We start from the raw sequence: 24596 nt of genomic DNA, 5'->3' as shown, positions 1-24596 counted from the left end.
CACCCGCCACGCCTGCCACGTCAACCGCCGCCGCGCCAGCCGTGGCGGCCTACGTCGAGCCGCCCGCCGCGCCAGTCGCCACGGCATCAGCCGGCGGCGCCAACCCGGCCAGCAACCTGTTCAATCCGAACATCTCGATGATCCTGGGCGGCACGCTGCAGAACCTGAAGCAGGATCCGTCCCAGTATCGCCTGCAAGGTTTCGCGCCGAGCGGCGGCGAGGTCGGTCCCGGCAAGCGCGGCTTCAACCTGGGCGAATCCGAGCTGACCATGGCGGCCAACATCGATCCGCAGTTCGCCGGCCAGCTGACTTTCTCGCTGAGCGGCGAGAACGAGGTCAGCGTCGAAGAAGCCTTCATCCAGACGCGCGCGATGGAGAACGGCCTGAACATCAAGGCCGGCCGCTTCCTGTCGGCCATCGGCTACCTGAACGCTCAACATGCCCACACCTGGGACTTCGTCGATGCGCCGCTGGCCTACCAGGCCTTCCTCGGCGGCCAGTACAAGCCGGACGGCGTGCAGGCCAAGTGGCTGGCGCCGCTCGACCAGTTCCTGGAGATCGGCGCGGAGGCCGGCAGCGGTGCGGCCTTCCCCGGCAACGACCGCAACAAGAACGGCGCCGGCGCCGTCAGCGTATTCGCCCACATCGGCGACGATATCGGCGCATCGTCCAGCTACCGCGCGGGCCTGTCCTACCTGCACACCGCTGCCGAGAAGCGCGCCTACGAGGACGAAGGCCTGACCAACAACTTCAGCGGCAAGTCCAACACCTGGATCGCCGATGCCATCTACAAGTGGGCGCCGAACGGCAACCCGACCAACACCAACTTCAAGCTGCAGGGCGAATACTTCCGCCGCAAGGAAACCGGCACGCTGAACTACGCGGTCGACACCGACGCGGCGGCCAGCGGCGATTATCGCAGCGTGCAGTCGGGCTGGTACCTGCAAGGGGTCTACCAGTTCATGCCGACCTGGCGCACCGGCCTGCGCTATGACCGCCTGTCGTCCGGCTCGCCGCGCATCGGCCTGATCGACAGCGGCGCGCTGGCCTGGGCCAACCTGCCGATACTGCAAGCCTACAATCCCAAGCGCACCAGCTTCATGGTGGACTACAGCCCGTCCGAATTCTCGCGCCTGCGCCTGCAGCTGGCGCGCGACCAGTCCCGTCCCGGCGTGACCGACAACCAGATTTTCCTTCAATACATCATGAGCCTGGGCACGCACGCGGCCCACTCGTTCTAAGGAGCAGGCATGAAACGCACACTCAAACATCTGCTGATCGCCGCCGCCTGCGTGGCGGCCACCTCGGCCCACGCGGCCGTCAACGTGCTCGCTTGCGAGCCGGAATGGGAAGCGCTGACCACCGAGCTCGGTGGCGACAAGGTCAAGGTCTCCAGCGCCACCAACGCGCTGCAGGATCCGCACCGCATCGAGGCGCGGCCCAGCCTGATCGCGCGCACGCGTAACGCCAACCTGCTGGTGTGCACCGGACTGGAGCTGGAGGTGGGCTGGCTGCCGGTGCTGATCCAGCAATCGGGCAACAGCAAGATCGCGGCCGGCCAGCCCGGCTACTTCGAGGCGGGCGCCTTCGTGCCGCGCCTCGACGTGCCGGGCAAGGTCGACCGCAGCGAGGGCGATGTCCATGCCGCCGGCAATCCGCACATCCAGCAGAACCCGCATAACATTGCGCTGGTGGCCGTGGCGCTGGCCAAGCGCCTGGCCGAGCTGGACCCGGCCAACGCCGCCTACTATCAGGCGCGGCAGAAGGACTTCGCGGCGCGCTGGGATGCGGCCATGCTCAAGTGGGAGAAGCAGGCCGCGCCGCTGAAGGGCGTGGCCGTGGTCGAGCACCACAAGAACATGGAGTACCTGATGGGCTGGCTCGGCATGCACCAAGTGGGCACGCTGGAACCCAAGCCGGGCGTGGAGCCAAGCGCGGCCCACCTGTCCGAACTGCTGTCGCAGTTGCAGCGCGCGCCGGCCAGGATGGTGCTGCGTGCCGCCTACCAGGATGGCCGCGCATCGCAGTGGCTGTCCGAGCACGCGAAGATACCGGCGGTGGTGCTGCCGTTCTCGGTCGGGGGGGACGACAAGAGCAAGGACTTGTTCGGCCTGTTCGATTCGACTGTACAACGCCTGCTGGATGCCAATAAATGAACGCTGAATCGCTCGATCTGATGATCATCGCGCCGGCGCTGCTGGCCGGCCTGCTGGTGTTGCTGACCCACGTGCCGCTTGGTGCGCAGGTGCTCAAGCGCGGCATCGTGTTTATCGATCTGGCGATCGCGCAAATCGCCGCGCTGGGTGTGATCGTCGCCGGCGCCGCCGAGCTCGATCCGCAGAGCTGGGCGGTGCAGGCCGCCGCCGCTGCCGCCGCCGTGTGCGGCGCGCTGCTGCTGACCTGGACCGAGAAGCGCTGGCCGGAAGTGCAGGAGGCGCAGATCGGCGTGATGTTCATCCTGGCCGCGACGGCGGGCTTGCTGCTGGTGGCGCACAATCCGCACGGCGGCGAGCATTTGCAGGACCTGCTTGCCGGGCAGATCCTGTGGGTGCGCTACGACCAGCTGCTGCTGCCTGCGGTTGGCACGGTGGTGATCTGCGGGCTGCTGTACTTCCTGCGCGAACGCCTGAGCCGGCTGGGCTTCTACCTGATCTTCGCACTGGCCGTGACGGCGTCGGTGCAATTGGTGGGCGTCTACCTGGTGTTTACCAGCCTGATCGTGCCGGGCCTGGCCGTGCGCCACTATGTCGGCAAGAAACGGCTGGTGCTGGCCTATCTGATCGGCGCAGCGGGGTATGCCAGCGGGCTGGTGTTGTCCACGCTCTACGACTTGCCATCGGGCGCCTTGATCGTCTGGTGCCTGACGGTATTGGCGATTGTGGTGTACGCGTTCGGTCCAAAACCCGACGGCAAGCGCCGGGCAGCGCATCACTAAAAACGATAACATTTTATCATGGTCCGTTTGAGCGCGGTCAAACTCTGGCCGGGACCGCGTTTTACACTTTAACCAACAATGTTGCGGTGTTGGCCAGAGGTGTACCATGAAGAATCAAAGCTCGGCACGGGCAGGTTACGACACCTTTTTATGGTACCGGGAGGCGGCTGAGCGCGGCAATCCCTACGCGCAGTTCAATCTGGCCTTGGTCTATAAAAAAGGGCAGGACGTCGCACGCGACGAGGTGCGCGCCTTCTACTGGATGCTCAAGGCGGCCCAGCAGGGCCTGGCCTTCGCGCAGAATCACCTGGGCGTGATGTACTACAACGGCCGCGGCGTCGCCAGCAACGACAAGGAAGCCGTGCGCTGGTTTCGCGCCGCCGCGCTGCAGGGCGAGGTCTCGGCCCAGCAAAACCTCGGCCAGATGTACAAGAAGGGCCGCGGCGTGGCCCGCAACGACGAGACCGCCGTGTCATGGTTCTACCGCGCCTCCGAGCAGGGCGTCGCCAGCGCGCAGACCCTGCTTGGCGAGGCCTACGTCCACGGCACCGGCGTGCGGCGCAACTATCCACTGGCGCTGGCCTGGTTTCGCAAGGCGGCGCTGCAGAACGACGCCAGCGCCCAGCTCAATCTCGGTTTGATGTACAAGCACGGCCACGGCGTGGCGCGCAACGACGCGCAGGCGCTGGCCTGGTTCAAGCAGGCTGCGGCGCAGGAGTGCGCCGTGGCCCAGCGGCTGGTGGGCGTGGCCTACGCCGAGGGGCAGGGCGTGCCGGCCGATCCCTTGCGCGCCTACGCGTGGCTGGTGCGCGCGGCCGAGCAGGAGGACGCGGACGCGCAATTCAACCTCGGCATCATGCTGGCCAACGGCAAGGGCGTGGAGCGCGACGACGAGCTGGCCTTCACCTGGTATCGCCGTGCGGCCGAGTCCGGTCACATGCTGGCCCAGTACAACCTCGGCGGCATGTATGCGCGTGGACGCGGCGTGGCGCGGGACGATCAGCGGGCGCTGGAGTGGTATCGCATGGCGGCCGAGCAGGGCGCGCCCAACGCCCAGTTCAACGTCGGCGTCATGTACGCCAACGGCCACGGCGTGGCCAAGGACGAGGCGCGCGCGGTGGCGTGGTATCGCTGCGCGGCCGAGCAGGGCGACGCCAGCGCGCAAAACAACCTGGGCGTGATGTACGCCAACGGCCTGGGCGTGGAACGCGACGAGGAGGTGGCCGTCGGCTGGTACGGCAGGGCTGCCGAGCAGGGTCATGCGCTGGCGCAGTTCAACCTGGGCGGCATGTATGGCAGCGGGCGCGGCGTGGCGCGCGACGCTCAGAAGTCCTGCATGTGGCTGACTCTGGCGGCCGAGGCCGGCGAGCTGGCCGCCGCCAGCAACCGCAAGAACGCCGAACTGGACCTGACGCCGCAGGCGCGGGAGCTGGCGGCCGCGTCGGCCCAGCGCTGGCGCGCCGCGCATGCCGCGCGCACGCGGCCGCTGTGACCGGTTCAGGCCATGTGCTGGCGGCGGTCCATGAACAGGCTGTTGCCGTGGATCTTCTTGGCCTGCTTCTTCGATTCCGCCGCGGCGGTGGCGATCTGATGGTGGGTATGGTACTTGTGCGGATCGACCCGGATCGCGCCTATCGATAAGCTCATCAACGAGTAAAACACTTTCTTGCCCTGGCGGTCCTCGCTGAGGTAGCCGCCGCGCTCGCGGTCCTCGATGCTGTAGAAGTCCTGCACGTGCCGGCCGAATTCCTGCAGGATGACGTTGCAGCGCGCCTCCCAATCCTCGCTCTGGAACAGCACCATGAAGTCGTCGCCGCCGATGTGGCCGACGAAATCGCGGTCGGCGTCGGTGCGCTCGGCCAGCAGCTTGCCGGTCAGCTGGATCACGTCGTCGCCCCGGCGGTAGCCATACACGTCGTTGAACGGCTTGAAATGGTCGAGGTCGAAATAGCAGACCCAGAAGCGCGCGCCGCTTTCCAGCAGCCGGTCGATGTGCTCGTTGATCGGCACGTTGCCCGGCAGCTGCGTCAGCGGATTGGCGTAGCGGGCGGCCGTGATCTGCATCTGCGTGATCTCGCGCATCAGGTCGTGGCCCGTGCCCATGCCCAGGTAGCGGCCCTGGTCGGTGATGATGAAGCCGTTGAACAGCTGGTGGGCGTCGGCCTGCGCCATGCGGAAGCTCAGGTCCTGCAGGCTGGTGTCCTTGTCGGCGATCAGCGCCTGGCTGTCCATGAACTGCTTGCAGGACTTCTTGCCGTACAGCTCGCGCTGGTAGGGGCGGGCGAAGTGGTCGATCATGTCGAAGCGGCTGATCAGGCCCAGCGGCAGGCCGTCGTCCACCACCGGGATGATCAGCAGCTTGGGCTGGCGCACGAAGATTTCATACACCTCGTTGTTGCTCAGGCTGGACGGCACCGCGTCCACCTGATGCAGCAGCTTGGAAATGCTGGCGCCGTGCTTCTCCGCGCCGCGCTGCGGGTAGACCGCCACGCCGTGGCGCGCCAGCGCCTTGACCACCTCGGCCGGCGCCGTGCGCGCGGGCTGGGCGTGCGGCCGGCCCAGGTGGTAGCCCTGGCCGAAGGCCACGCCGACATCGCGCAGCACCAGCAGCTCGGCCTGGGTCTCGATGCCTTCGGCGATCACCAGCGTGTCGGACTTGTCGGCGATCTCCTGGATCGAGCGCACGAACTGCAGCTTGACGGGATCGTGGTTGATGCCCTGGATGAAATGCATGTCGATCTTGACGTACTCGGGCCGCAGCTCCGACCACAGCCGCAGGCTGGAGAAGCCTTCGCCCAGGTCGTCGATGGCGATCTGGAAGCCCATGTTGCGGTAATGGAGCACCGCGTCGCGCATCAGCTCGTAGTCGTAGGTCGGCTGGTTTTCGGTCAGTTCGATGATGACCCGGTCCGGGTTGATGCCGATCTGGTGGATGTACTCCAGCGTCTCGCCGTGGCGCGCGTCGCGCTGCAGCAGGCACTCCGGGCTGACATTGAGGAACAGCTTGCCCGGCAGGCCGAGCTCGGCGAAGCGCTCCAGCACCACGTGCCGGCACAGATGTTCGACCTCGACCGTGAGGCCGTTGGCGCGCGCCACCTTGAACAGGTTCATCGGCGCATGCAGCGGGCTGTCGGACGGCCCCCGTATCAGGCCCTCGTAGGCGATGATCTCGCCGCTTTGCATGTGGATGATGGGCTGGAACAGCGCGCTGAGCTGGCGGCGCACCAGGATGTCGAACAGATGGGCACGCAGCACCACCTCATCATCCTCGGCCTTGGGCTGAAGATAGCTGATGTTGGAGCTGAGTACGGAGTTCACGATGAGCGCTGGCCAAGTCGGTTTAACGGCACGATACTAGTGTCTTTTTGTGACCAGTTGATGACCAGTGGAAATATTTTGCGACAAACTGGCAAAAAGCGCTCCGTGGATCTTTTTCCAGGCGCTACAATCGCAGCTCAACCTTAAAAACGAGACCAGGCCCGCCATGCTCCGTGTAGTCATCCGCCAGACCGTACTCCCCTTGATGCTGCTGAGCGCGGCCGGCGCGGGCGCCACCGGCGTCACCGTGCTGGTGCAGGACGCCGGCGGCAAGGCGCTGGCCGACACCGTGATCTACGTGGAGCCGGAAAGCGGCCAGGCCACCGGCCGCGCGCCGGCCATGGCGGAGATCGAGCAGAAGGGCTTGAAATTCCTGCCGCTGGTCACCGTGGTCCAGACCGGCGCCAAGATCTTCTTCCCGAATAACGACAAGGTCCGCCACCACATCTATTCGTTCTCGCCGGCCCACAAGTTCGACCAGAAGCTGTATTCCGGCCAGTCGGCCACGCCGCAGGTCTTCGACAGGGCCGGCACGGTGGTCCTGGGCTGCAATATCCACGACAAGATGCTGGCCTACGTCAAAGTGGTCGACACGCCGTACTTCGCCAAGACCGACGCTGCCGGCGGCGCCCACGTCGAGCTGCCGGCCGGCGGCAAGTACGTGGTCAGGGCCTGGCACTACAACACGGTCGGCGGCGCCACGCCGGAACAGCTGGTGACGGTGAAGGCGGGCGACACCCCGGCCAGCGCCGCCTTCAAGCTGCCGATGAAACCGACGGTGGCCGACGACGCCTCGTCGACCACACTTTAAGGGACAGCCCGAGCATGCGCATGCGCTTCCGCAGCCTGGAGAGCCGGATCGTCACACTGTTCCTGGTGCTGATCGTGGCCGTGCAGGTGATCGGCCTGCTGGTGATCCAGCGCGGCATCGACAACAACGCGCGGATGTCCATCAGCAGCGAGTTGGCGAACGGCGCCAAGGTGTTCCGCCGCCTGCTCGACCAGAACGCCCAGAGCCTGCGCTTCGGCGCCCGCCTGCTGGCGCGCGACACGGCCTTCGTGGCCACCATCGGCAACAACGACGAGAACGACCGCAGCACCATCCTGTCGGCGCTGGACAACAGCGGCAAGCGCATACACGCCTCGCTGTCGATGCTGATCAACGCCGACCGCAAGATCAGCGTCGCCACCAACCTTGAGCAGGCGGCCGCGCTGGAGAAGCAGGTCGCCAGCATGCTCGATACCGCCGAATCCTCGGGCGGCGCCAACGGCATCGCCATCGTCGAGCACCGGCCTTACCAGATCGTGGTCATGCCCATCCTGGCGCCGACCACCATCGGCTGGATCGTGATGACCTTCCCGATCGACCGCCAGCTGGCCTCCGACATGCGCGAAGTCAGCGCGCTCGACACCACCGTGCTGACCCGCGACGCGCAGGGCAAGTGGCTGGCGGTCGGCTCGACGTTCAGCGGCGCTGTCGCGCAAACGGTGATCGACCAGATGCAAGCCATGGAGGCCACGCCGGCCGGTCCGTTCGACCTGACGCTGGACGCGGGCAAGTACAGCGCGCGCCTGCTGGCGATCGGCCAGGACGGCGGGCAGACCGCCAACGTGATGCTGGCCCGCTCGATCGACGAGGCGACCGCCGAATACAGCCGGCTGGAACGCTGGCTGATCGCGCTGACGCTGGGCGGCATCGTGATCTCGGCGCTGGCCATTGTCTTCACCGCCAAGCGCATCGCGCAGCCGATCAGCGAGCTCGCCGTCACGGCCAAGCGCCTGGAGCAGGGCGACTACAAAGGCCAGATCGACACCAGCCGCGAAGACGAGATCGGCGCGCTGGCCCATGCCTTCGACGCCATGCGCGAAGGGATCGCCAAGCGCGAACAGGAAATCCGCCGGCTGGCGTATTGGGACACGTTGACCAACCTGCCGAACCGCGCGCAGTTCGTGCTGCTGCTGAACGACGCGCTGGCCGATGCCGCCAGGCGCGAGGAAACCGTGTTCGTGCTGATGATGGACCTGGACCGCTTCAAGCACGTCAACGACGTGATGGGCCTCAGTTTCGGCGACGCCTTGCTGCGCCAGGTGGCCGGCCGTTTGCAGCTGCTGCTGGCCAACCGGCGCCAGTCGTCGGCGCAGGTGGCGCGGCTGGGCGGCGACGAATTCGCCGTGCTGCTGCCGGCCTCAGACCGCGACTCCGCGCTGCGCATGGCCGAAGAGATCCTGCACGCGCTGGAGACGCCGCTGTCGCTGGAGGACCAGACGGTGGACATCGGCGCGGGCGTGGGCATCGCCGGCTACCCGGAACACGGCAGCGACGGCGAGACCTTGCTCAGCATGGCGGAGGTTGCGATGTACGCGGCCAAGCAGCGCAACGATGGCGCCGTTGTCTACGACGCGGTGATGGACAAGTCCAGCGAGAAAAGCCTGTCGCTGCTGACGGAGCTGCGCAACGCCATCGAGCGCAACGAGTTCCGCCTGCATGTGCAGCCGAAGATCATGCTCGATACCGGCAAGGTGGTGGGCATGGAGGCGCTGGTGCGCTGGGTGCACCCGGAGCGCGGCAACGTGTTCCCCGACGAGTTCATTCCCTTCGCCGAGCAGACCGGCTTTATCCGCGTGTTGACGCGCTGGGTGATGGAGAAATCTGCGGAGCTGTGCCAGGAGCTGGCGTCCAAAGGCTATCCGCTGAAGATATCGGTCAACCTGTCCACGCGCGACCTGATGGACCAGGACCTGCCGGCCAAGTTTGCCGAGACGCTGGCGCGCCACAAGCTGGCCCCCGCCTCGTTCTGCCTGGAGATCACGGAGAGCGCCATCATGGACGATCCGGTGCGCGCCCAGCACACGCTGGAGCGCCTGAGCGCCATGGGCTTCGATTTGTCGATCGACGATTTCGGCACCGGCTATTCCTCGCTGGCCTACCTCAAGCGCCTGCCGGTGAATGAACTGAAGATCGACAAGTCCTTTGTGCTGAACATGGAGAACGACATCGGCGACACCAAGATCGTCCGCTCGACCATCGACCTTGGCCACAACATGGGCCTGCGCGTGGTGGCCGAGGGCATCGAGAGCGAGGCTGTATGGCGCCTGCTGGCGGAGCTGGGATGCGACCAGGGGCAGGGCTACTTCATGAGTCGCCCGATCCCCGGCGACCAGTTGACCGCATGGCTGGAGAAGTGGCAGGCGCCCGGCGCCATCGCGGCGCCCGCCCACGTCGAAATCGATATCGGCGGCTGATTCACTCCGCGCGCCCCATCCGGGATATTTGCATTTCGGTGGGCGGAATCTGCGGTACATCGCATAATCCGGGCGGGCAAGCCACGGCCTCCTTAAGCTGGCGCGATTCCAACCATCCAAGGAGGTTCCATGCAGCGCCTGTCCGCCGGTATTCTTGTTGTCGCCGCGCTTTGCGGTAGTGCCATCGCCGCCGAATCGCCCGGCCAGGAGTTCAAGCCCGGCGCGTTCAAGCTGCAACGAGGACCCCAGAACGAGCTGATGGTGCTGGGCACCGCGCATCTGTCGCAATTGCCGAAGTCCTTCGATCCCGCCAGCCTGAGTGTGCTGATGGAGCGCCTGGCGGGCTGGCAGCCCAAGGCCATCGCCATCGAAGCGCTCTCCGGGACGCAGTGTGCCTACCTGCGCAACTACCGCGAGCGCTACGACGATACGATCAAGTCCTATTGCTGGGATCCGGCGCCGGCCGCCACCGCCACGGGGCTGGATGTCCCCGCCGCGACCGCGCAAGTGGATCGCACGCTGGCCACCTGGCCGTCGGCGCCGGCCGCCGCGCAGCGCCGCAAGCTGGCGTCGCTTTTCCTGGCGGCGGGCGAGCCCGCGTCCGCGATGGTGCAATGGCTGCGGCTACCGGACGACGAGCAGCACGCGGGCGATGGCTTGAACGACAAACTGGTGGAGCTTCTCAACGGCCTGCGCCAAAAGCGCAACGAGACCTATCTGATCGCCGCGCCGCTCGCCGCCCGCTCCGGGCTTGAGCGGCTGTACGCGATGGATGACCATACCTCCGACTCCAACGTGGACGACGAAAAAGCCTACGGCGCAGCGATCATGAAAGCCTGGGACAATCCCGCCAGCGCGGCCCGCAAGCGCCAGGACGAGGCCTTGCGCGGCGCGTTGACGACACCCGCCGGCGTGCTGGCGATGTACCGCGCCTACAATGCCGCCGGCGCCGCCGAACAGGTATTCCACAGCGACTTCGGCGCCGCGCTGGAGGAGCCGTCGCCCAAGCATTACGGCCGCGGCTACGTCGCCTATTGGGAAACGCGCAACCTGCGCATGGCCTCCAACATCCGCGAGGCGATGAGCTATCTGCCCGGCAGCCGCACGCTGGTCATCGTCGGCGCGTCGCACAAAGGCTACCTGGAAGCGTACCTGAACCAGATGCACGACGTGCGCGTGATCAGCACGGACGCCATCCTGCGCGCCGAATAAACCACGCCGATAACGCTTTCCTATCATTGCTTATTTGTCACAAAGCAAGCTATGATTTACCACTGCACCCGCTGTAACGGCGGGTGCCAATGAGCCTTGGCGGCGCCGCAGCCCGGTCAGCCGCTTCCGAATATTCTTCGATCTTACGGACTTTCGCATGAAGCATTTGAAATGCGCTGCCTTGGCGGCCGCCGTCCTGCTGGCGCACAGCGCCTCCGCCCAAACCTGCGCCGTCGCCGGCCCCGGCATGAACTATCCCGTCACCCGCACCGTCGACCAGACCGACGACTACCACGGTGTCAAGGTGGCCGATCCATACCGCTGGCTGGAAGACGCCAACAGCGACGAGACCCACGCCTGGGTCGAAGCGCAGAACAAGCTGACGCAGGGTTACCTGTCGCAGATCCCCGGCCGCGACGCCATCAAGTCCCGCCTGACCAAGCTGTGGAACTTCGAGCGTTTCAGCGTGCCGTTCAAGGAAGGCGGCCGCTATTTCTACAGCCGTAACGACGGCCTGCAGAATCAATCGGTGCTGTACACGATGAAGACCCTGGCCGATGTGCCCCGCATGCTGCTCGACCCGAACACGCTGGCCGCCGACGGCACCGTCGCACTGGCCGGCCTGGCGGTGAGCCCGAATGGCCGCTACCTGGCCTACAGCACCGCGGCATCCGGCTCCGACTGGAACGAGATCAAGGTGCGCGACATCGACAGCGGCAAGGACATCGAGGACCGCATCCAGTGGGTCAAGTTCTCCAACACCGCGTGGCTGCACGACGGTTCCGGCTTCTTCTACAGCCGCTACGACGAGCCGAAGGAAGCGACCAAGCTGGCCGACGTGAACTACTTCCAGAAGCTGTACTTCCACAAGATCGGCACGCCGCAAAGCGCGGACACGCTGGTGTACGACCGCCCGGACCACAAGGACTGGGGCTTCGGCGCCGAGGTCACCGAGGACGGCCGCTTCCTGATCATCTCCGCCTCGCAGGGCACGGAGAACAAGAACCGCGTCTACTACAAGGACCTGTCGCGCAAGGACGCCAAGGTGGTGCCGCTGCTGGAGGACTTCGACGCGTCGTATAACTTCATCGGCAACGACGGCATGGTCTTCTGGTTCCGCACCGAGCGCGATGCGCCGCGCGGCCGCATCATCTCCATCGACACCCGCAAGCCGGATGTGCTGAACTGGAAGCAGATCGTTCCCGAAAGCTCGAACACCATGGTGTCGGCGTCCATCGTCAACAACCAGCTGCTGGTGGACTACCTGAGCGACGCTCATAGCCTGGTCAAGGTGTACGACCTCAAAGGCAAACCGCTGCACGACCTGGAGCTGCCAGGCCTGGGCTCGGCGGGCGGTTTCAGCGGCAAGCGCGGTGATACGGAGACCTTCTATTCGTACACCAGCTTCACCACGCCGACCACCATCTACCGCTACGACCTGAAAGCCAACAAGAGCAGCGTCTATCGCCAGGCCAAGGTTGACTTCGATCCGGCAGCGTTTGAAACGCGCCAGGAGTTCTTCACCAGCCGCGACGGCACCCGGGTGCCGATGTTCATCGTCTCGAAGAAGGGCCTGAAGCTTGACGGCAGCAACCCGACCTACCTGTACGGCTACGGCGGGTTCAATATCTCGCTGACGCCGTCGTTCTCGGTTGCCAACCTGGCGTGGCTGGAAATGGGCGGCGTCTACGTGATGGCCAACCTGCGCGGCGGCGGCGAGTACGGCGAATCGTGGCACGCGGCCGGCACCAAGCTGCAAAAACAGAACGTGTTCGACGACTTCATCGGCGCGGCCGAATGGCTGATCGCGCACAAGGTCACGTCGCCGGCCAAGCTGTCCATCGGCGGCGGCAGCAACGGCGGCCTGCTGGTCGGCGCGGCGATGACGCAGCGTCCCGAATTGTTCGCCGCGGCGATCCCGCAGGTGGGCGTGCTCGATATGCTGCGCTTCCATAAATTCACCATCGGCTGGGCGTGGACTTCGGACTACGGCTCGTCCGACAACGCCGACGAGTTCAAGGCGCTGGTCAAGTATTCGCCGCTGCACAATTTGAAGAAGGGCACCTGCTACCCGGCCACCATGATCACCACCGCCGACCATGACGACCGCGTGGTGCCGGCCCACAGCTTCAAGTTCGCCGCCACCGCGCAAGCCGACCAGGCGGGCGGCGCGCCCATCCTGATCCGCATCGACAGCAAGGCGGGCCACGGCGCCGGCAAGCCGACCACCAAACAGATCGAGGAAGTGGCGGACCGCTGGGGCTTCCTCAGCCGCGCGCTGAAGATGGACGGCGCCCTGGAGTCAGTCAAAGCGGCGGGTCAGCAGTGAGGGCCGGGCCAGCCGCCGGACCGCTGCTGTTCGCCATGTTGATGTCGGGCGTGGCGCCGGGGCTGGCCACCGCCGCCGATAGTACGGCCGCCGCATCGCAGCCGGCGGCCAAGAAGATCGTCGATGTCACGCGCGGCATGCAATCGCAGCCTGGCTTCATCGACGTCTGGCGCGACACGGACAAGGGCCGGGTGCTGCTGTCCGTGTCGGCGCTGGAGCAGCCCTTTCTGCTATTGAGCTCCTTGCCTTATGCGCTCGGTTCTAACGACGTTGGCCTCGATCGCGGCCAACCGGGCGAGATGCGCATGGTGCATTTCGAGAAGCACGGCGCCAGGCTGTTCCTGGTGCAGGAGAACACCAACTTCATCGCCGCCTCGGCGGACAAGGACGAACGCGCCGCCGTCACCGAATCGTTCGCCAGCGGCGTGCTGTGGTCCGGCGACATCCTCGCCAGCGAAGGCGAGCGGCATCTGGTCGACTTCTCCAGCTTCCTGCTGGCGGACCGCCATGGCGTCGCTGCGCGGCTGGCCGGGGCCAAGCAGGGCGCGTATCAGGTCGATGCGGCGCGCAGCGCGGTGCTGGCGGAGCAGGCCAAAGCCTTCCCCGACAACGTCGAACTGGAATCGCTGCTGACCTTTGCCGGGCCCGGACAAGCCGAGTACGTGCGCCAGGTCGCGGCAGACGCCAGCAGCCTGTCGCTGCGCCAGCGCATCAGCATGGTGCGCCTGCCCGCCATCACCACCGCCGCCGGCGGCTGGCATCCGCGCACCTACCATCCATATTCCGGCGGCTTCGACGCCACTTACTACGACTTCGCGACGCCGCTCGCGAGCAGCATCGACGTGCACTGGCAAGTGCGCCACCGCCTTGAGAAAACCGATCCATCGGCGGCGGTCAGCACGGTCAGGAAGCCGATCGTCTACTACGTCGACCGGGGCGCCCCGGAGCCGGTGCGCTCGGCGCTGATCGCCGGCGCGTCGTGGTGGGCCAGCGCCTTCGAGAAGGCCGGCTTCAAGGACGCCTACCGCGTCGAGCTGCTGCCGGAAGGCGTGGACGCGATGGACATCCGCTACAACGTGATCCACTGGGCCCACCGCGCCACGCGCGGCTGGTCGTACGGGAACGCGCTGGCCGATCCGCGTACCGGCGAGATTATCCGTGGCGCCGTCACACTGGGTTCGCAGCGCGTGCGGCAGGACATCCTGATCGCCGAAAGCCTGCTCGCCCCATACGGCAAGAACGCACCGGCCGACAAGCGGAAACTGGCCGAAGCCATGGCCTTGGCGCGCCTGCGCCAGCTGGCCGCGCACGAAGTCGGCCACACCTTGGGCTTCGCCCACAACTTCGCCGCCAGCCGCATGGGCAATGGCTCGGTGATGGACTACCCGCACCCCATCCTCAAGCTGGATGCCAAGGGCAACGTCGACATCGCCGATGCCTACGGCGTCGGCGTCGGGCCGTGGGACGACTACATCGTTAAATACGTCTACGGCGATTTCGGCAGCGGCGTGCAGGAGCAGGCGGCGTTGGCCAAGCTGCGCGCCGACGCGCGCGCGGCGGGCATGCTTTACTCCAGCGACCAGGACGACCGTTCGCCCGGTTCCAGTCATCCCGACGGCCTGCTGTGGGACTTCGGCGCCGACTCGATCAAGACCTGGGACCAGCTGGGCGCCGTACGCCAGCGCGCGCTGCAAACCTTCTCGGCCGACGTGCTGCCCGACAGCCGCCAGCTTGGCGAACTGGAAGCGCGCCTGGTGCCGGTCTACCTGCTGCAGCGCTATCAAGGCGAAGCGCTGGCGCGCCTGGTTGGCGGCGGCGATTTCGACTACGCCAGCAGCGGCGACGTCAAGGCCGGCATCGCCAATGCGGGTATCAAGGCCGTCGACGCATCGGTGCAGCGCCAAGCCCTGAACCGTCTGGCGGACAGCCTGCGCGCCGAATATCTTGCGCTGCCGCCCAATGTGCTCGACGTCCTGACGCCGCCAGCCATGGGCCATGAGCGCAGCCGCGAATACTTCACCACCCGCATGGACTCGGTGTTCGACGCCTTCTCGATCGCCGAGGCGGGCGCCGCGCAGACCGCCGGCTTCCTGCTCGATCCGGCCCGCATCAATCGCGTCGCGTGGCAGCACGCGCGCGACGCGCAGCAGCCAGGCGTGCAGGAAGTGCTGTCGCTGCTGCTGCAAAAGACGTGGAAGCGCGAACCGGTACCTGCTTCAGTTGCGGGCGGAGAAGCGGTGCAACTGGCCGCCAACTGGGTCGTGATCGATGCTACCTTGAATCTGCTCGACGGCGGCAAGCTGCATCCGCAGGTTGACGCCGAGGTGCGCCAGTCCGCGCGCGAGCTGGCGCAATGGCTGCAAAAGAACCCCGGCAAAGGCGTCACCGCCGACAGCCGCAAGCAGGCCGCCGCGCAGATCAACGCGTATCTGGCCGATCCGCGCAGCGTCAAGCTACGCGCGTTGCCGGCCATCCCGCCAGGCGCCCCGATCTGAGCCCCAATGCCCGTGCGCACCAAAATGACGCCTTATTTCGGTGCGCACGGACTTGGTGCGGCTCACTGCACAAAATAAAAACATCATAAAATCAACCACTTAAAATCTGCACCAAATTGGAACGAAAATTGCTTTTATCAGTGCTCGTTGTTAATTTTTGCATTATTTTGGGGAGAGATTTTGATGGATGGATACAAAGACGGCGCTAATGCACTGTTCATATTGCTAGGCGCTATCATGATTTTGGCCATGCATGCCGGCTTCGCATTCCTGGAGCTGGGCACGGTGCGCAAGAAAAACCAGGTCAACGCGCTGGTCAAGATCCTGGTGGATTTCGCGGTATCGACGATCGCCTACTTTTTCGTCGGTTACAGCATCGCCTACGGCGTCAATTTCTTCTCCTCGGCCGAGGTGCTGGCCGCCAAGAACGGCTATGAGCTGGTCAAATTCTTCTTCCTGCTGACGTTTGCCGCCGCCATCCCGGCCATCATCTCGGGCGGCATCGCCGAGCGGGCGCGCTTCCATCCGCAGCTGATCGCCACCGCGCTGCTGGTCGGCCTGGTCTATCCCTTCTACGAGGGCATCGTCTGGAACCATCGCTTCGGTGTGCAGGAATGGTTGATGTCCGCCTTCGGCGCCGAGTTCCACGACTTCGCTGGCTCGGTGGTGGTGCACGCCGTCGGCGGCTGGATCGCCTTGCCGGCGGTGCTGCTGCTGGGCGCGCGCCGTGGACGCTACATGAAGAACGGCGCCATCGCCGCCCATCCGCCATCGTCGATTCCCTTCCTGGCGCTGGGCGCGTGGATCTTGACGGTGGGCTGGTTCGGCTTCAACGTCATGAGCGCGCAGGCGCTGGACAAGATGAACGGCCTGGTGGCGGTGAACTCGCTGATGGCGATGGTCGGCGGCACGCTGGTTGCGCTGCTGATGGGGAAGAACGATCCCGGCTTCGCCTACAACGGCCCCTTGGCCGGCCTGGTGGCGGTGTGCGCCGGCTCGGACCTGATGCACCCGCTGGGCGCATTGGCCACCGGCGCCATCGCCGGCGCGGTGTTTGTGTGGATGTTCACGCTGGCGCAGAACAAGTGGAAGATCGACGACGTGCTGGGCGTGTGGCCGTTGCACGGCCTGTGCGGCGCCTGGGGCGGCATCGCGGCGGGGATCTTCGGCCAGAAGGCGCTGGGCGGTATCGGCGGCGTGTCGTTTGCCGCGCAGCTGGGCGGCACCGTGCTGGGCGTGGTGATCGCGCTGGCCGGCGGCTTCGCCATCTACGGCGTGCTGAAAGCCACGCTGGGCCTGCGCCTGGACCCGGAGGACGAGTTCCAGGGCGCCGACCTCGCCATCCACCGCATCAGCTCCACGCCGGAGCGTGAATCTAACTGGTAATTACCGGTGTATGACCACCAGCACAGCCTTTGCCTCGGTCTTGCCGACGTTGCGGATGATGTGCTGCTGGTCCCCCGGGTAGCGCGCCGTGCTGCCCAGCTTTACCTTCTTCTTGTCGGTTCCCACCTCCACCTCCACTGAGCCGTGCAGCAGCGTCAGGTGCTCCTGCGCGCCAGGATCGTGTCCCTGCGACGCCAGTTCGCCACCCGGCGCCAGCGTCAGCTCATACCACTCATACCTGCTGGCCAGTTCCAGCGGACCCAGGATGCGCAGCACATAGCCGGCGTGATGGCCGGGCAGGGTGGGGATTTCGTGCGCGTCGATCACGCGGATGGTCTCCGTCTGCCGCTCGGCCGTCGCCAGCAACTCGCCGATCTGCACGCCCAACGCATTGGCCAGCCGCCAGGTAATGGCGATGGTCGGATTGGCCTTTTCGCGCTCGATCTGGGACAGCATCGACTTGGAGACGCCGGCAATGCGCGACAGATCCTCCAGCGTCAGGCCACGGGCCAGGCGCAGCCGCTGCAGGGCGGCGCCGACTTCTGGAGGTGCATTGGTCGAAACAGGTGTTTTCATTGTTTTATTCGGCAGATGGGCTAAATTTCAAGTGAATCATTGCGCGCGCGTGGCTTGCGCTGTTCACTGGTGTTCTGTAATATTCGATATATTGAATTTGAGTTCGGCATAACGGATTTCGCATAACGTAGTGAAATCGTACCACAGACAGGAATCATCATGACCAATCCAGCAAAAAGCACCTTCTTCAGCGGCCTGCAGCAAAACCTCGATCAATTGCGCGAGCAGGGCCTCTACAAGCCAGAACGCGTTCTGGCCTCGCGCCAGGGCGCGGAAGTGATGAGCGAAGACGGTCGAATGCTGATCAATATGTGCGCCAACAACTACCTGGGCCTGTCCGGCCAGGAGTGGGTGGCGCAGGCGTCCATCGCGGCGACTGAAAAATATGGTTATGGCCTGTCGTCGGTACGCTTCATCTGCGGCACGCAGACGGTGCACAAGCAGCTGGAGCAGGCGATCTCCAAATTCCTCGGCACCGAGGACACCATCCTGTACGCGGCCGCCTTCGACGCCAACGGCGGCGTGTTCGAGCCGCTGTTCGACGAGAACGACGCCATCATCTCGGATGCGCTGAACCACGCCTCCATCATCGACGGCATCCGCCTGTGCAAGGCTGCGCGCTTCCGCTACGCCCACAACGACATGGCCGACCTGGAAACGCAGCTGCTGGCGGCCGCCGGCAAGCGCCACAAGGTCATCGTCACCGACGGCGTGTTCTCGATGGACGGCACCATCGCCCAGCTGGACAAGATCTGCGACCTGGCCGACAAATACGGCGCGCTGGTGATGATCGACGAATGCCACGCCTCCGGCTTCATGGGCAAGACCGGCCGCGGCACGCACGAGCACCACAACGTCATGGGCCGCATCGACATCATCACCGGCACCCTGGGCAAGGCCCTGGGCGGTGCGATGGGCGGCTTCACCTCGGCGCGCAAGGAAGTGATCGACATGCTGCGCCAGAAATCGCGTCCTTACCTGTTCTCGAACACGCTGGCGCCTTCGATCGCCGGCGCCTCGCTGGCCGTGCTGCAAAAGCTGTCGGAATCGACCGAGCTGCGCGACCGCCTGCACGAGAACACCGCCTTCTTCCGCAAGGAGATCGAGCGTATCGGCTTCACCATCAAGCCTGGTACGCACCCTGTAGTTCCTGTCATGTTGTTCGACGCACCCGTCGCGCAGAAATTCGCGGCACGAATGTATGAGCTGGGCGTTCTGCTCAGCGGCTTCTTCTACCCCGTGGTCCCGATGGGCCAGGCGCGCGTGCGTGTCCAACTGTCGGCGGCCCACAGCCGCGAACAGCTGGAGACCGTGCTCAAAGCATTCGAACAGGCAGGCCGTGAACTTGGCCTGCTGAAGAACTAAACATGAAAATCGTCAGGAACAATAATATGAACACTCAAGAACGCATCCTCGTGATCGGCGCCAACGGCCAGATCGGCAGTGAACTGGTGGAGGCGCTGGCCGCCCAGCATGGCGCGCAAAACGTCATCGCCGCCGACATCAGCCCGACCAATCTTTACAACGCCGCGCGCTACACCACGCTCAACGTACTGGATAAAGTGGCGCTGTCGGCGCTGGTCACGGAAGAAGGCATCACCCAGGTCTACCAGCTGGCGGCGATGCTGTCGGCCACCGGCGAAGCGGCTCCGCTGAAAGCCTGGACGCTGAACATGGACGGCCTGCTGAATATCCTGGAAGTGGCGCGCGAGCGCGGCGCCATCGGCAAGCCGCTGCGCATCTTCTGGCCTTCGTCGATCGCAGCCTTCGGCCCGAACACCCCGGCCGTCAACACGCCGCAAACCACGGTGATGGACCCGACCACGATCTACGGCATCAGCAAGCTGGCCGGCGAGCGCCTGTGCGAGTACTACTTCATCAAGTACGGCGTCGACGTGCGCTCGATCCGGTACCCGGGCATCATCAGCTTCAAATCGCCACCGGGCGGCGGCACCACCGACTACGCCATCGCCATCTTCCACTCGGCGCTGCGCGGCGAGCGCTATGAATGCTTCCTCGGCCCGCAGACCACGCTGCCGATGATCTACATGCCCGATGCGATCCGCGCCACCATCGAACTGATGGACGCACCGAAGGAACAGGTGAAGGTGCGTTCGGCCTACAACGTGGCCGGCGTCTCGTTCAACCCGGAGCAGCTGGCCGCCGCGATCACGCGCGCGCTGCCGGACTTCAAGATCGGCTATAAACCGGACAGCCGCCAGGCCATCGCCGACACCTGGCCGCAAAGCCTGGACGACTCCACCGCCAGCGCCGACTGGGGCTGGAAAGCCCGCATCGGCGTCGACGAGATGGTCGCCGACATGCTGGCCAACGTCGACGTCCACCTGGGCAAAGCGGCGTAATTCAAGCACATATAAAACACACATAAAAAAGAGAGAGACAACTGATGGACATGAGCGTATTCGACCTGTTTAAAATCGGCATAGGGCCGTCGAGTTCCCACACCGTGGGACCGATGGTGGCGGCGCGCCGTTTTTTGCTCGATAGCGCTCCGCTGAACGACGTCACCGGCGTCACCGCCGAGCTGTATGGCTCGCTGGCGCTGACCGGCGTCGGCCACGCCACCGACAAGGCGGTGATCCTCGGCCTGATGGGCGAGACTCCGCAGGACGTGGTGCCCACCAGTGTCGACTCTCAACTGGCAAAAGCCGAAGAAATGGGCGAGCTTTTGTTGTTAGGTTCCCACAAGGTGCCGTTCAAGCGCGGCACAAACTTGATCTTCCACATGGCCGAGTCGCTGGCCGAGCACCCGAATGGCATGCGCTTCACGCTGACCCGCGCCGACGGCAGCACCTTCAGCAAGGTGTACTACTCGGTCGGCGGCGGCTTCATTAAAGAGGAGGGCGAGGCCCACCAGGCCGCGCCGATGGTGGGCAGCGCGCCCGCCGCCGCGATTCCCTTCGCCTTCGACACCATGGACCAGCTGCTGGCCCACGGCGAACGCACCGGCCTGACCATCCCGCAGATGCTGCGCGCGAACGAGAACGTCAAACGTACCGACGATGAGCTGAACGCCGGCATCGACAAGATCTGGCACGTCATGCGCGACTGCATCGCCCACGGCCTTGAAACGGCGGGCCAACTGCCGGGCGGCCTGCATGTCAAGCGCCGCGCCGCCAACCTTTGGAAGCAGGCCAGCGACGCCAAGGCGTCCGACAACCGCTCCAACGACCTGCCGCACGACGCGCTGCACCAGGTCAGCCTGTACGCAATGGCGGTCAACGAGGAAAACGCCGCCGGCGGGCGCGTCGTGACGGCGCCGACCAACGGCGCGGCCGGCATCATCCCGGCGGTGCTGCGCTACTACGCGGAAGACTGCAAGCCGAGCGACCCGGTCACCGGCGTGCGCAACTTCATGCTGACGGCTGCGGCCATCGGCATGCTGTGCAAGCGGAACGCCTCGATCTCGGGCGCGGAAATCGGCTGCCAGGGCGAGGTCGGCGTGGCCTGTGCGATGGCGGCGGCGGGCCTGGTGGCGGCGCTGGGCGGTACCAACAACCAGATTGAAAACGCGGCGGAAATCGGCATCGAGCACCACCTCGGCATGACCTGCGACCCGATCGGCGGCCTGGTGCAGATTCCCTGCATCGAGCGTAACGGCATGGGCGCGGTCAAGGCCATCACGGCCGCCTCGCTGGCCCTGAAGGGCGACGGCACCCACTTCGTCAGCCTCGACGAAGTGATCGAAACCATGCGCCAGACCGGCGCCGACATGCAGGCCAAGTACAAGGAAACCTCGCTGGGCGGCCTGGCGATCCACGTCATCACCGTCAACCACGCGGCCTGCTGATCAGAGGTCCTTGGCGGCCATCTCCAGCGACAGCTGCTGGAACGCCGCCGGCTGCACCGGTTTGCTGAAGTAGTAGCCCTGCATTTCATCGCACTGCTGCGCGCGCAGGAAGGCCAGTTGCTCCGCCGTCTCCACGCCCTCGGCGATGGTCTTCAAACCGAGGCTGCGCGCCATGTTGATGATGGCGCTGACGATGGCCTTGTCCTCGGCGTCGGTGCTGATGTCGCGCACGAAGGACTGGTCGATCTTCAGCTTATAGACCTTGAACTTCTTCAGATGACTCAGCGACGAGAAGCCGGTGCCGAAATCGTCGATCGACATCCGCACGCCGCGCTCGTGCAGCTCGTTCATGATCGCGATGGCGCCCTGCGGATCATGCGCCGCCACCGCCTCCGTCAATTCCAGCTCCAGGTATTCCGGCGGCAGGCCTTCCTCGTCCAGTATCCGCGTAATGAGAGCCGGCAGTTCCCGGTAGCGGAACTGGATGGCGGACAGGTTGACCGCCATGACGATGGGCGGCAGCCCCAGATCCAGCCAAGCCCGCGCCTGGCGCACGGCCTGGCGCAGCACCCAGGTGCCGATGGACTGTATCAAGCCGCTTTCCTCGGCGGCCGGAATGAATTCTGCCGGCGACACCGTGCCAAGTTCCGGGGTGCTCCAGCGCAGCAGCGCCTCCGCGCCGACGATGCGCCGCTCGATCAGCGACATTTGCGGCTGGTAGACCACGTGCATCTGCTCGCGCTCCAGCGCGTAGCGCAGCGCGTTGACCAGTTGCAGATGGCGCGCGGCCTTCTGCTGCATGGCCGCGGTGAAGAAGCGCAGCCCGTGGCGGCCGCTGTGCTTGACCTGGTACATGGCGGCGTCGGCCCGCTGCAGCAGGGTTTCCAGGTCGCCGCCGTCGGCCGGGTACATCGCCACGCCTATCGATCCGGTCACCTTCAGGTCGTGTGGACCGACGCGGAAGGGCTGGTCGATCAGGTCGAGCAGTTTGCTCGCCACGTCTGCCGCCTCGTCGGCCTCCACCCGCTGGAGTATGAAAATGAACTCATCGCCACCCAACCGCGCGAGAATGTCCTGCGCGCGCAAGCCGCCGCGCAGGCGCTTGGCCAGCTCGCGCAGCAGGTCGTCGCCGATGCTGTGGCCCAGCGAGTCGTTGATGTCCTTGAAATGGTCCAGGTCCAGCATCAGCACCGCCATCGGCTCCTGGTTGCGCTCCGCTATGGCCAGCGCGAGGCGCGCATGTTCCTGCAATTGCGCGCGGTTCGGCAGTCCTGTCAGGGGATCGTAGCGCGCCAGGTACTGTATGCGTTCGTCGGCCAGCTTGCGGTCGGTGACGTCGCGGGTGATCCCCAGCAGCAGGCGCTGGCCTGCGGCGCCGTCCATCGGCGCGGCGTGCGTTTCCAGCCAACGGATGCTTCCGTTGAGGCCTTGTATCTTGAACTCCAGCCGTCCGGGTTCGCCGCCGATCACGCGTTGGTGCAGCGCCAGGAACGCTTCCCGGTATTCAGTCACGATCAGGTCGACCGCGTCGTGCCGCTGCAATTGCTCCAGCGATTCCGCGCCCATGATCGCCAGTCCGGCGGCGTTGATCTGCACCATGCGGCGCCCGGCGTCGATCAGCATGATGCATTCGGGGTCGGTCTCGATGATGGTGCGCAGGTGCTGCTCGCTGGTGCGCAGCGATTCCTCGGCCTGTTTGCGGGCGGTTCGCTGGTCGAAGTTCTGCAGCGCGAATTCGACATCCAGCTGCATCTCCAGCAGCAGCGAGCGCACTTCCTCGTCGAACGCGTTGACGGTGTCGGCATAGGGGCAGAACAGGCCGACCACCCGGCCTTTGCGCCGCAGCGGGATCGATGCCGACGCCCTCCAGCCGTAGCGCGCGCCCACCTGATGCCAGTTTGCCGTTTCCTGCGCGTTGACGAAATCCTGGCACCAATACGGTTCTCCGCTGCGGAAGGCCAGGCCGATCGGACCGCGTCCCTGCGGCTCGGCGGCGTCCAGCGATACCTGCAGGTTGGCCAGATATTCGGTGCCGTTGCCGGCCGAGGCCACGGGCATCACCCGCCCGGCTTCATGATCGACCATGCCGATCCAGGCCATCTTCATGCCGCCGTGGGTGACGACGGCCTGGCAAATCTGTTCGAATAATTCCTCCTCGCTGCCGCAGCGCACGATGGCCTGGTTGCACAGGCTGAGCGCGGAGTACAGCCTGCTGACACGCCGCATGCGCTCCAGCGCGGCCTCGCGCTCGGCGTCGAGCCGCGCCAGGCTTTGCTGCGTTTGCGCCAGCCATCCCCAGACGCTGTTGCGCGCCGCCGGCGGAACCACCAGCGCTTCGGCAAAGTCGCCCCGGCCCAGACGCTCGATGCCGGCGCGCAGTTGGTCGACGCCGCAGCCCAGCGCCGCGTCCAGTCCCCGCTTGGTGCGCCACAGGAGCAGCACCAGCAGCAGCGCGATGAGCGCGAACGTGATGCGCGCGATGTTGGCATCGTGTGTCGCATCAGCCACAGCTTCGCTGGTGCGCAGGTCCACACTGGCGTTGACTTCCCCGATTGGCCGCATGATGTCGGCCTTGGCGCGATGGTAGGCCGCGTCATGCAGCATCGCCATGGCGCCTGGCAGCGCCTGCGGATCGCCGCCGGCACGGATGGCGATGGCCGCGTGTTCGATGCCGGTCAGGCGGTCGGAGTTCTGCTTGGCTTCGGCGAGCAGCGCCAGTTCCGCCGTGCTGAAGCCCTCGGCGCGCATCATTTCCAGCAAGGGGATGGCGGGACCCGCAGGGCGTGGCCGGTGCGTCGGGTCCAGCACCAGGTCCCAATAGACGTTGTCGTAGTCCTGCGGGCGCGGCAGGCGGCCTTCGCGAATCTCGATGATTTCCTGATAATGCTGCCGATAGCGTTCGTCGCCGGTGATCACATAGCTGCGTGCCATGCGGGTCAGGTCGTCCGACGACTGCCGCAACTCGCCGACGATGTTATGGGACTGGTAGCGCAGGGCATTGGCGCGGTCGATGCGCTTTTCCGTCCACACGTAGACCGAAAAGGCCAGCGCGGCGACCAGCAGGAACCCCAGGCAAAGCCACAGATAATAGGCGAAACGGTAGGGCTGGCGGTTGGCTGTCGGGCTCATTTCGCTATTTTTTTGAGAGTGTGCCTCATAGTATAGAGTGCGGGACAAGCGCAAGGCCAGCCCCACGCCCGGCGCCGATAACCATAAAACAACGCGAATTTCACGGGAACCGGCGCGGCGCACTATAATATCCGCTCGCTTTGTACCGTTCTGCCTTTTATC

General features: G+C 65.4%; 16 protein-coding genes. 13 read left to right on the top strand and 3 right to left on the bottom strand.

The window, feature by feature from the left end; genetic code table 11:
* The 4 genes from GTP90_RS06670 to GTP90_RS06655 all read left to right on the top strand — a co-directional run.
* On the top strand, window positions 1–1241 hold a 1241-nt coding region (locus tag GTP90_RS06670), incomplete at its 5' end, for a putative porin (protein WP_161082750.1).
* 9 nt (window positions 1242–1250) lie between these two features.
* Window positions 1251–2156 (top strand): metal ABC transporter substrate-binding protein, encoded by a 906-nt coding sequence (locus GTP90_RS06665; RefSeq protein ID WP_161082749.1) that lies wholly within the window; start codon window positions 1251–1253, stop codon window positions 2154–2156.
* On the top strand, window positions 2153–2935 hold the full coding sequence (locus GTP90_RS06660; RefSeq protein WP_161082748.1) for a metal ABC transporter permease: 783 nt from the start codon (window positions 2153–2155) through the stop codon (window positions 2933–2935). The genes GTP90_RS06665 and GTP90_RS06660 overlap by 4 nt, the downstream gene beginning before the upstream one ends.
* Window positions 2936–3041: 106 nt before the next feature.
* A complete protein-coding gene (locus GTP90_RS06655) occupies window positions 3042–4427 on the top strand; it encodes a tetratricopeptide repeat protein (RefSeq protein WP_161082747.1) in 1386 nt (461 codons plus the stop codon).
* A 5-nt stretch (window positions 4428–4432) separates the two neighbouring features.
* On the opposite strand, the gene GTP90_RS06650 is transcribed toward GTP90_RS06655, so the two are convergent.
* Window positions 4433–6253 (bottom strand): GGDEF domain-containing protein, encoded by a 1821-nt coding sequence (locus GTP90_RS06650; protein ID WP_371875029.1) that lies wholly within the window; start codon window positions 6251–6253, stop codon window positions 4433–4435.
* Window positions 6254–6419: 166 nt separating this feature from the next.
* Between GTP90_RS06650 and GTP90_RS06645 the strand changes: the two genes are divergently transcribed.
* The 6 genes from GTP90_RS06645 to GTP90_RS06620 all read left to right on the top strand — a co-directional run bounded on the left by GTP90_RS06645 (window position 6420) and on the right by GTP90_RS06620 (window position 16918).
* Window positions 6420–7064 carry a methylamine utilization protein gene (locus tag GTP90_RS06645; protein ID WP_161082746.1) on the top strand — a complete coding sequence of 215 codons (645 nt, stop codon included), beginning with the start codon at window positions 6420–6422 and terminating at the stop codon, window positions 7062–7064.
* Window positions 7065–7078: 14 nt separating this feature from the next.
* Window positions 7079–9496 carry a putative bifunctional diguanylate cyclase/phosphodiesterase gene (locus tag GTP90_RS06640; protein ID WP_161082745.1) on the top strand — a complete coding sequence of 806 codons (2418 nt, stop codon included), beginning with the start codon at window positions 7079–7081 and terminating at the stop codon, window positions 9494–9496.
* Window positions 9497–9625: 129 nt separating this feature from the next.
* Window positions 9626–10708 (top strand): DUF5694 domain-containing protein, encoded by a 1083-nt coding sequence (locus GTP90_RS06635; RefSeq protein WP_161082744.1) that lies wholly within the window; start codon window positions 9626–9628, stop codon window positions 10706–10708.
* A gap of 157 nt (window positions 10709–10865) precedes the next feature.
* A complete protein-coding gene (locus GTP90_RS06630) occupies window positions 10866–13037 on the top strand; it encodes a prolyl oligopeptidase family serine peptidase (protein WP_175047994.1) in 2172 nt (723 codons plus the stop codon).
* The gene (locus GTP90_RS06625) at window positions 13034–15532 is read left to right on the top strand and encodes a zinc-dependent metalloprotease (protein ID WP_371875028.1); all 2499 of its coding nucleotides are present in this window, start codon (window positions 13034–13036) and stop codon (window positions 15530–15532) included. The genes GTP90_RS06630 and GTP90_RS06625 overlap by 4 nt, the downstream gene beginning before the upstream one ends.
* A 183-nt stretch (window positions 15533–15715) precedes the next feature.
* The gene (locus tag GTP90_RS06620; protein ID WP_161082743.1) at window positions 15716–16918 is read left to right on the top strand and encodes an ammonium transporter; all 1203 of its coding nucleotides are present in this window, start codon (window positions 15716–15718) and stop codon (window positions 16916–16918) included.
* Here GTP90_RS06620 and GTP90_RS06615 read toward each other — a convergent pair whose 3' ends face one another.
* Complete coding sequence (locus GTP90_RS06615; protein ID WP_161082742.1) at window positions 16919–17494, bottom strand: helix-turn-helix domain-containing protein; 576 nt, start codon at window positions 17492–17494, stop codon at window positions 16919–16921.
* 159 nt (window positions 17495–17653) lie between these two features.
* Here GTP90_RS06615 and kbl point away from each other — a divergent pair, with 159 nt between their 5' ends.
* The 3 genes from kbl to GTP90_RS06600 are packed head-to-tail and all read left to right on the top strand — an operon-like array spanning window position 17654 to window position 21305.
* Window positions 17654–18859: a glycine C-acetyltransferase gene (gene kbl / locus GTP90_RS06610; RefSeq protein WP_161082741.1), complete on the top strand. Its 1206-nt coding sequence runs from the start codon at window positions 17654–17656 to the stop codon at window positions 18857–18859.
* Between the two features lie 26 nt (window positions 18860–18885).
* Window positions 18886–19857, top strand: coding sequence for an NAD-dependent epimerase/dehydratase family protein (locus tag GTP90_RS06605; RefSeq protein WP_161082740.1), 972 nt, complete (start codon window positions 18886–18888; stop codon window positions 19855–19857).
* A 44-nt stretch (window positions 19858–19901) separates the two neighbouring features.
* Window positions 19902–21305 (top strand): L-serine ammonia-lyase, encoded by a 1404-nt coding sequence (locus tag GTP90_RS06600; RefSeq protein WP_161082739.1) that lies wholly within the window; start codon window positions 19902–19904, stop codon window positions 21303–21305.
* Here GTP90_RS06600 and GTP90_RS06595 read toward each other — a convergent pair whose 3' ends face one another.
* Window positions 21306–24434, bottom strand: a complete 3129-nt coding sequence (locus GTP90_RS06595) for an EAL domain-containing protein (RefSeq protein ID WP_161082738.1) — start codon at window positions 24432–24434, stop codon at window positions 21306–21308.
* Between the last annotated feature and the right edge of the window lie 162 nt (window positions 24435–24596).

Source organism: Duganella vulcania (assembly GCF_009857655.1).
Classification (GTDB): domain Bacteria; phylum Pseudomonadota; class Gammaproteobacteria; order Burkholderiales; family Burkholderiaceae_D; genus Rugamonas; species Rugamonas vulcania.
This window is presented reverse-complemented; position numbering and strand designations above follow the sequence as displayed.

Coding starts and splice junctions, on each gene's coding strand:
- GTP90_RS06665 (WP_161082749.1), top strand. CDS start 1,251: ATGAAACGCACACTCAAACATCTGCTGATCGCCGCCGCCTGCGTGGCG.
- GTP90_RS06660 (WP_161082748.1), top strand. CDS start 2,153: ATGAACGCTGAATCGCTCGATCTGATGATCATCGCGCCGGCGCTGCTG.
- GTP90_RS06655 (WP_161082747.1), top strand. CDS start 3,042: ATGAAGAATCAAAGCTCGGCACGGGCAGGTTACGACACCTTTTTATGG.
- GTP90_RS06645 (WP_161082746.1), top strand. CDS start 6,420: ATGCTCCGTGTAGTCATCCGCCAGACCGTACTCCCCTTGATGCTGCTG.
- GTP90_RS06640 (WP_161082745.1), top strand. CDS start 7,079: ATGCGCATGCGCTTCCGCAGCCTGGAGAGCCGGATCGTCACACTGTTC.
- GTP90_RS06635 (WP_161082744.1), top strand. CDS start 9,626: ATGCAGCGCCTGTCCGCCGGTATTCTTGTTGTCGCCGCGCTTTGCGGT.
- GTP90_RS06630 (WP_175047994.1), top strand. CDS start 10,866: ATGAAGCATTTGAAATGCGCTGCCTTGGCGGCCGCCGTCCTGCTGGCG.
- GTP90_RS06620 (WP_161082743.1), top strand. CDS start 15,716: ATGGATGGATACAAAGACGGCGCTAATGCACTGTTCATATTGCTAGGC.
- GTP90_RS06615 (WP_161082742.1), bottom strand. CDS start 17,494: ATGAAAACACCTGTTTCGACCAATGCACCTCCAGAAGTCGGCGCCGCC.
- kbl (WP_161082741.1), top strand. CDS start 17,654: ATGACCAATCCAGCAAAAAGCACCTTCTTCAGCGGCCTGCAGCAAAAC.
- GTP90_RS06605 (WP_161082740.1), top strand. CDS start 18,886: ATGAACACTCAAGAACGCATCCTCGTGATCGGCGCCAACGGCCAGATC.
- GTP90_RS06600 (WP_161082739.1), top strand. CDS start 19,902: ATGGACATGAGCGTATTCGACCTGTTTAAAATCGGCATAGGGCCGTCG.
- GTP90_RS06595 (WP_161082738.1), bottom strand. CDS start 24,434: ATGAGCCCGACAGCCAACCGCCAGCCCTACCGTTTCGCCTATTATCTG.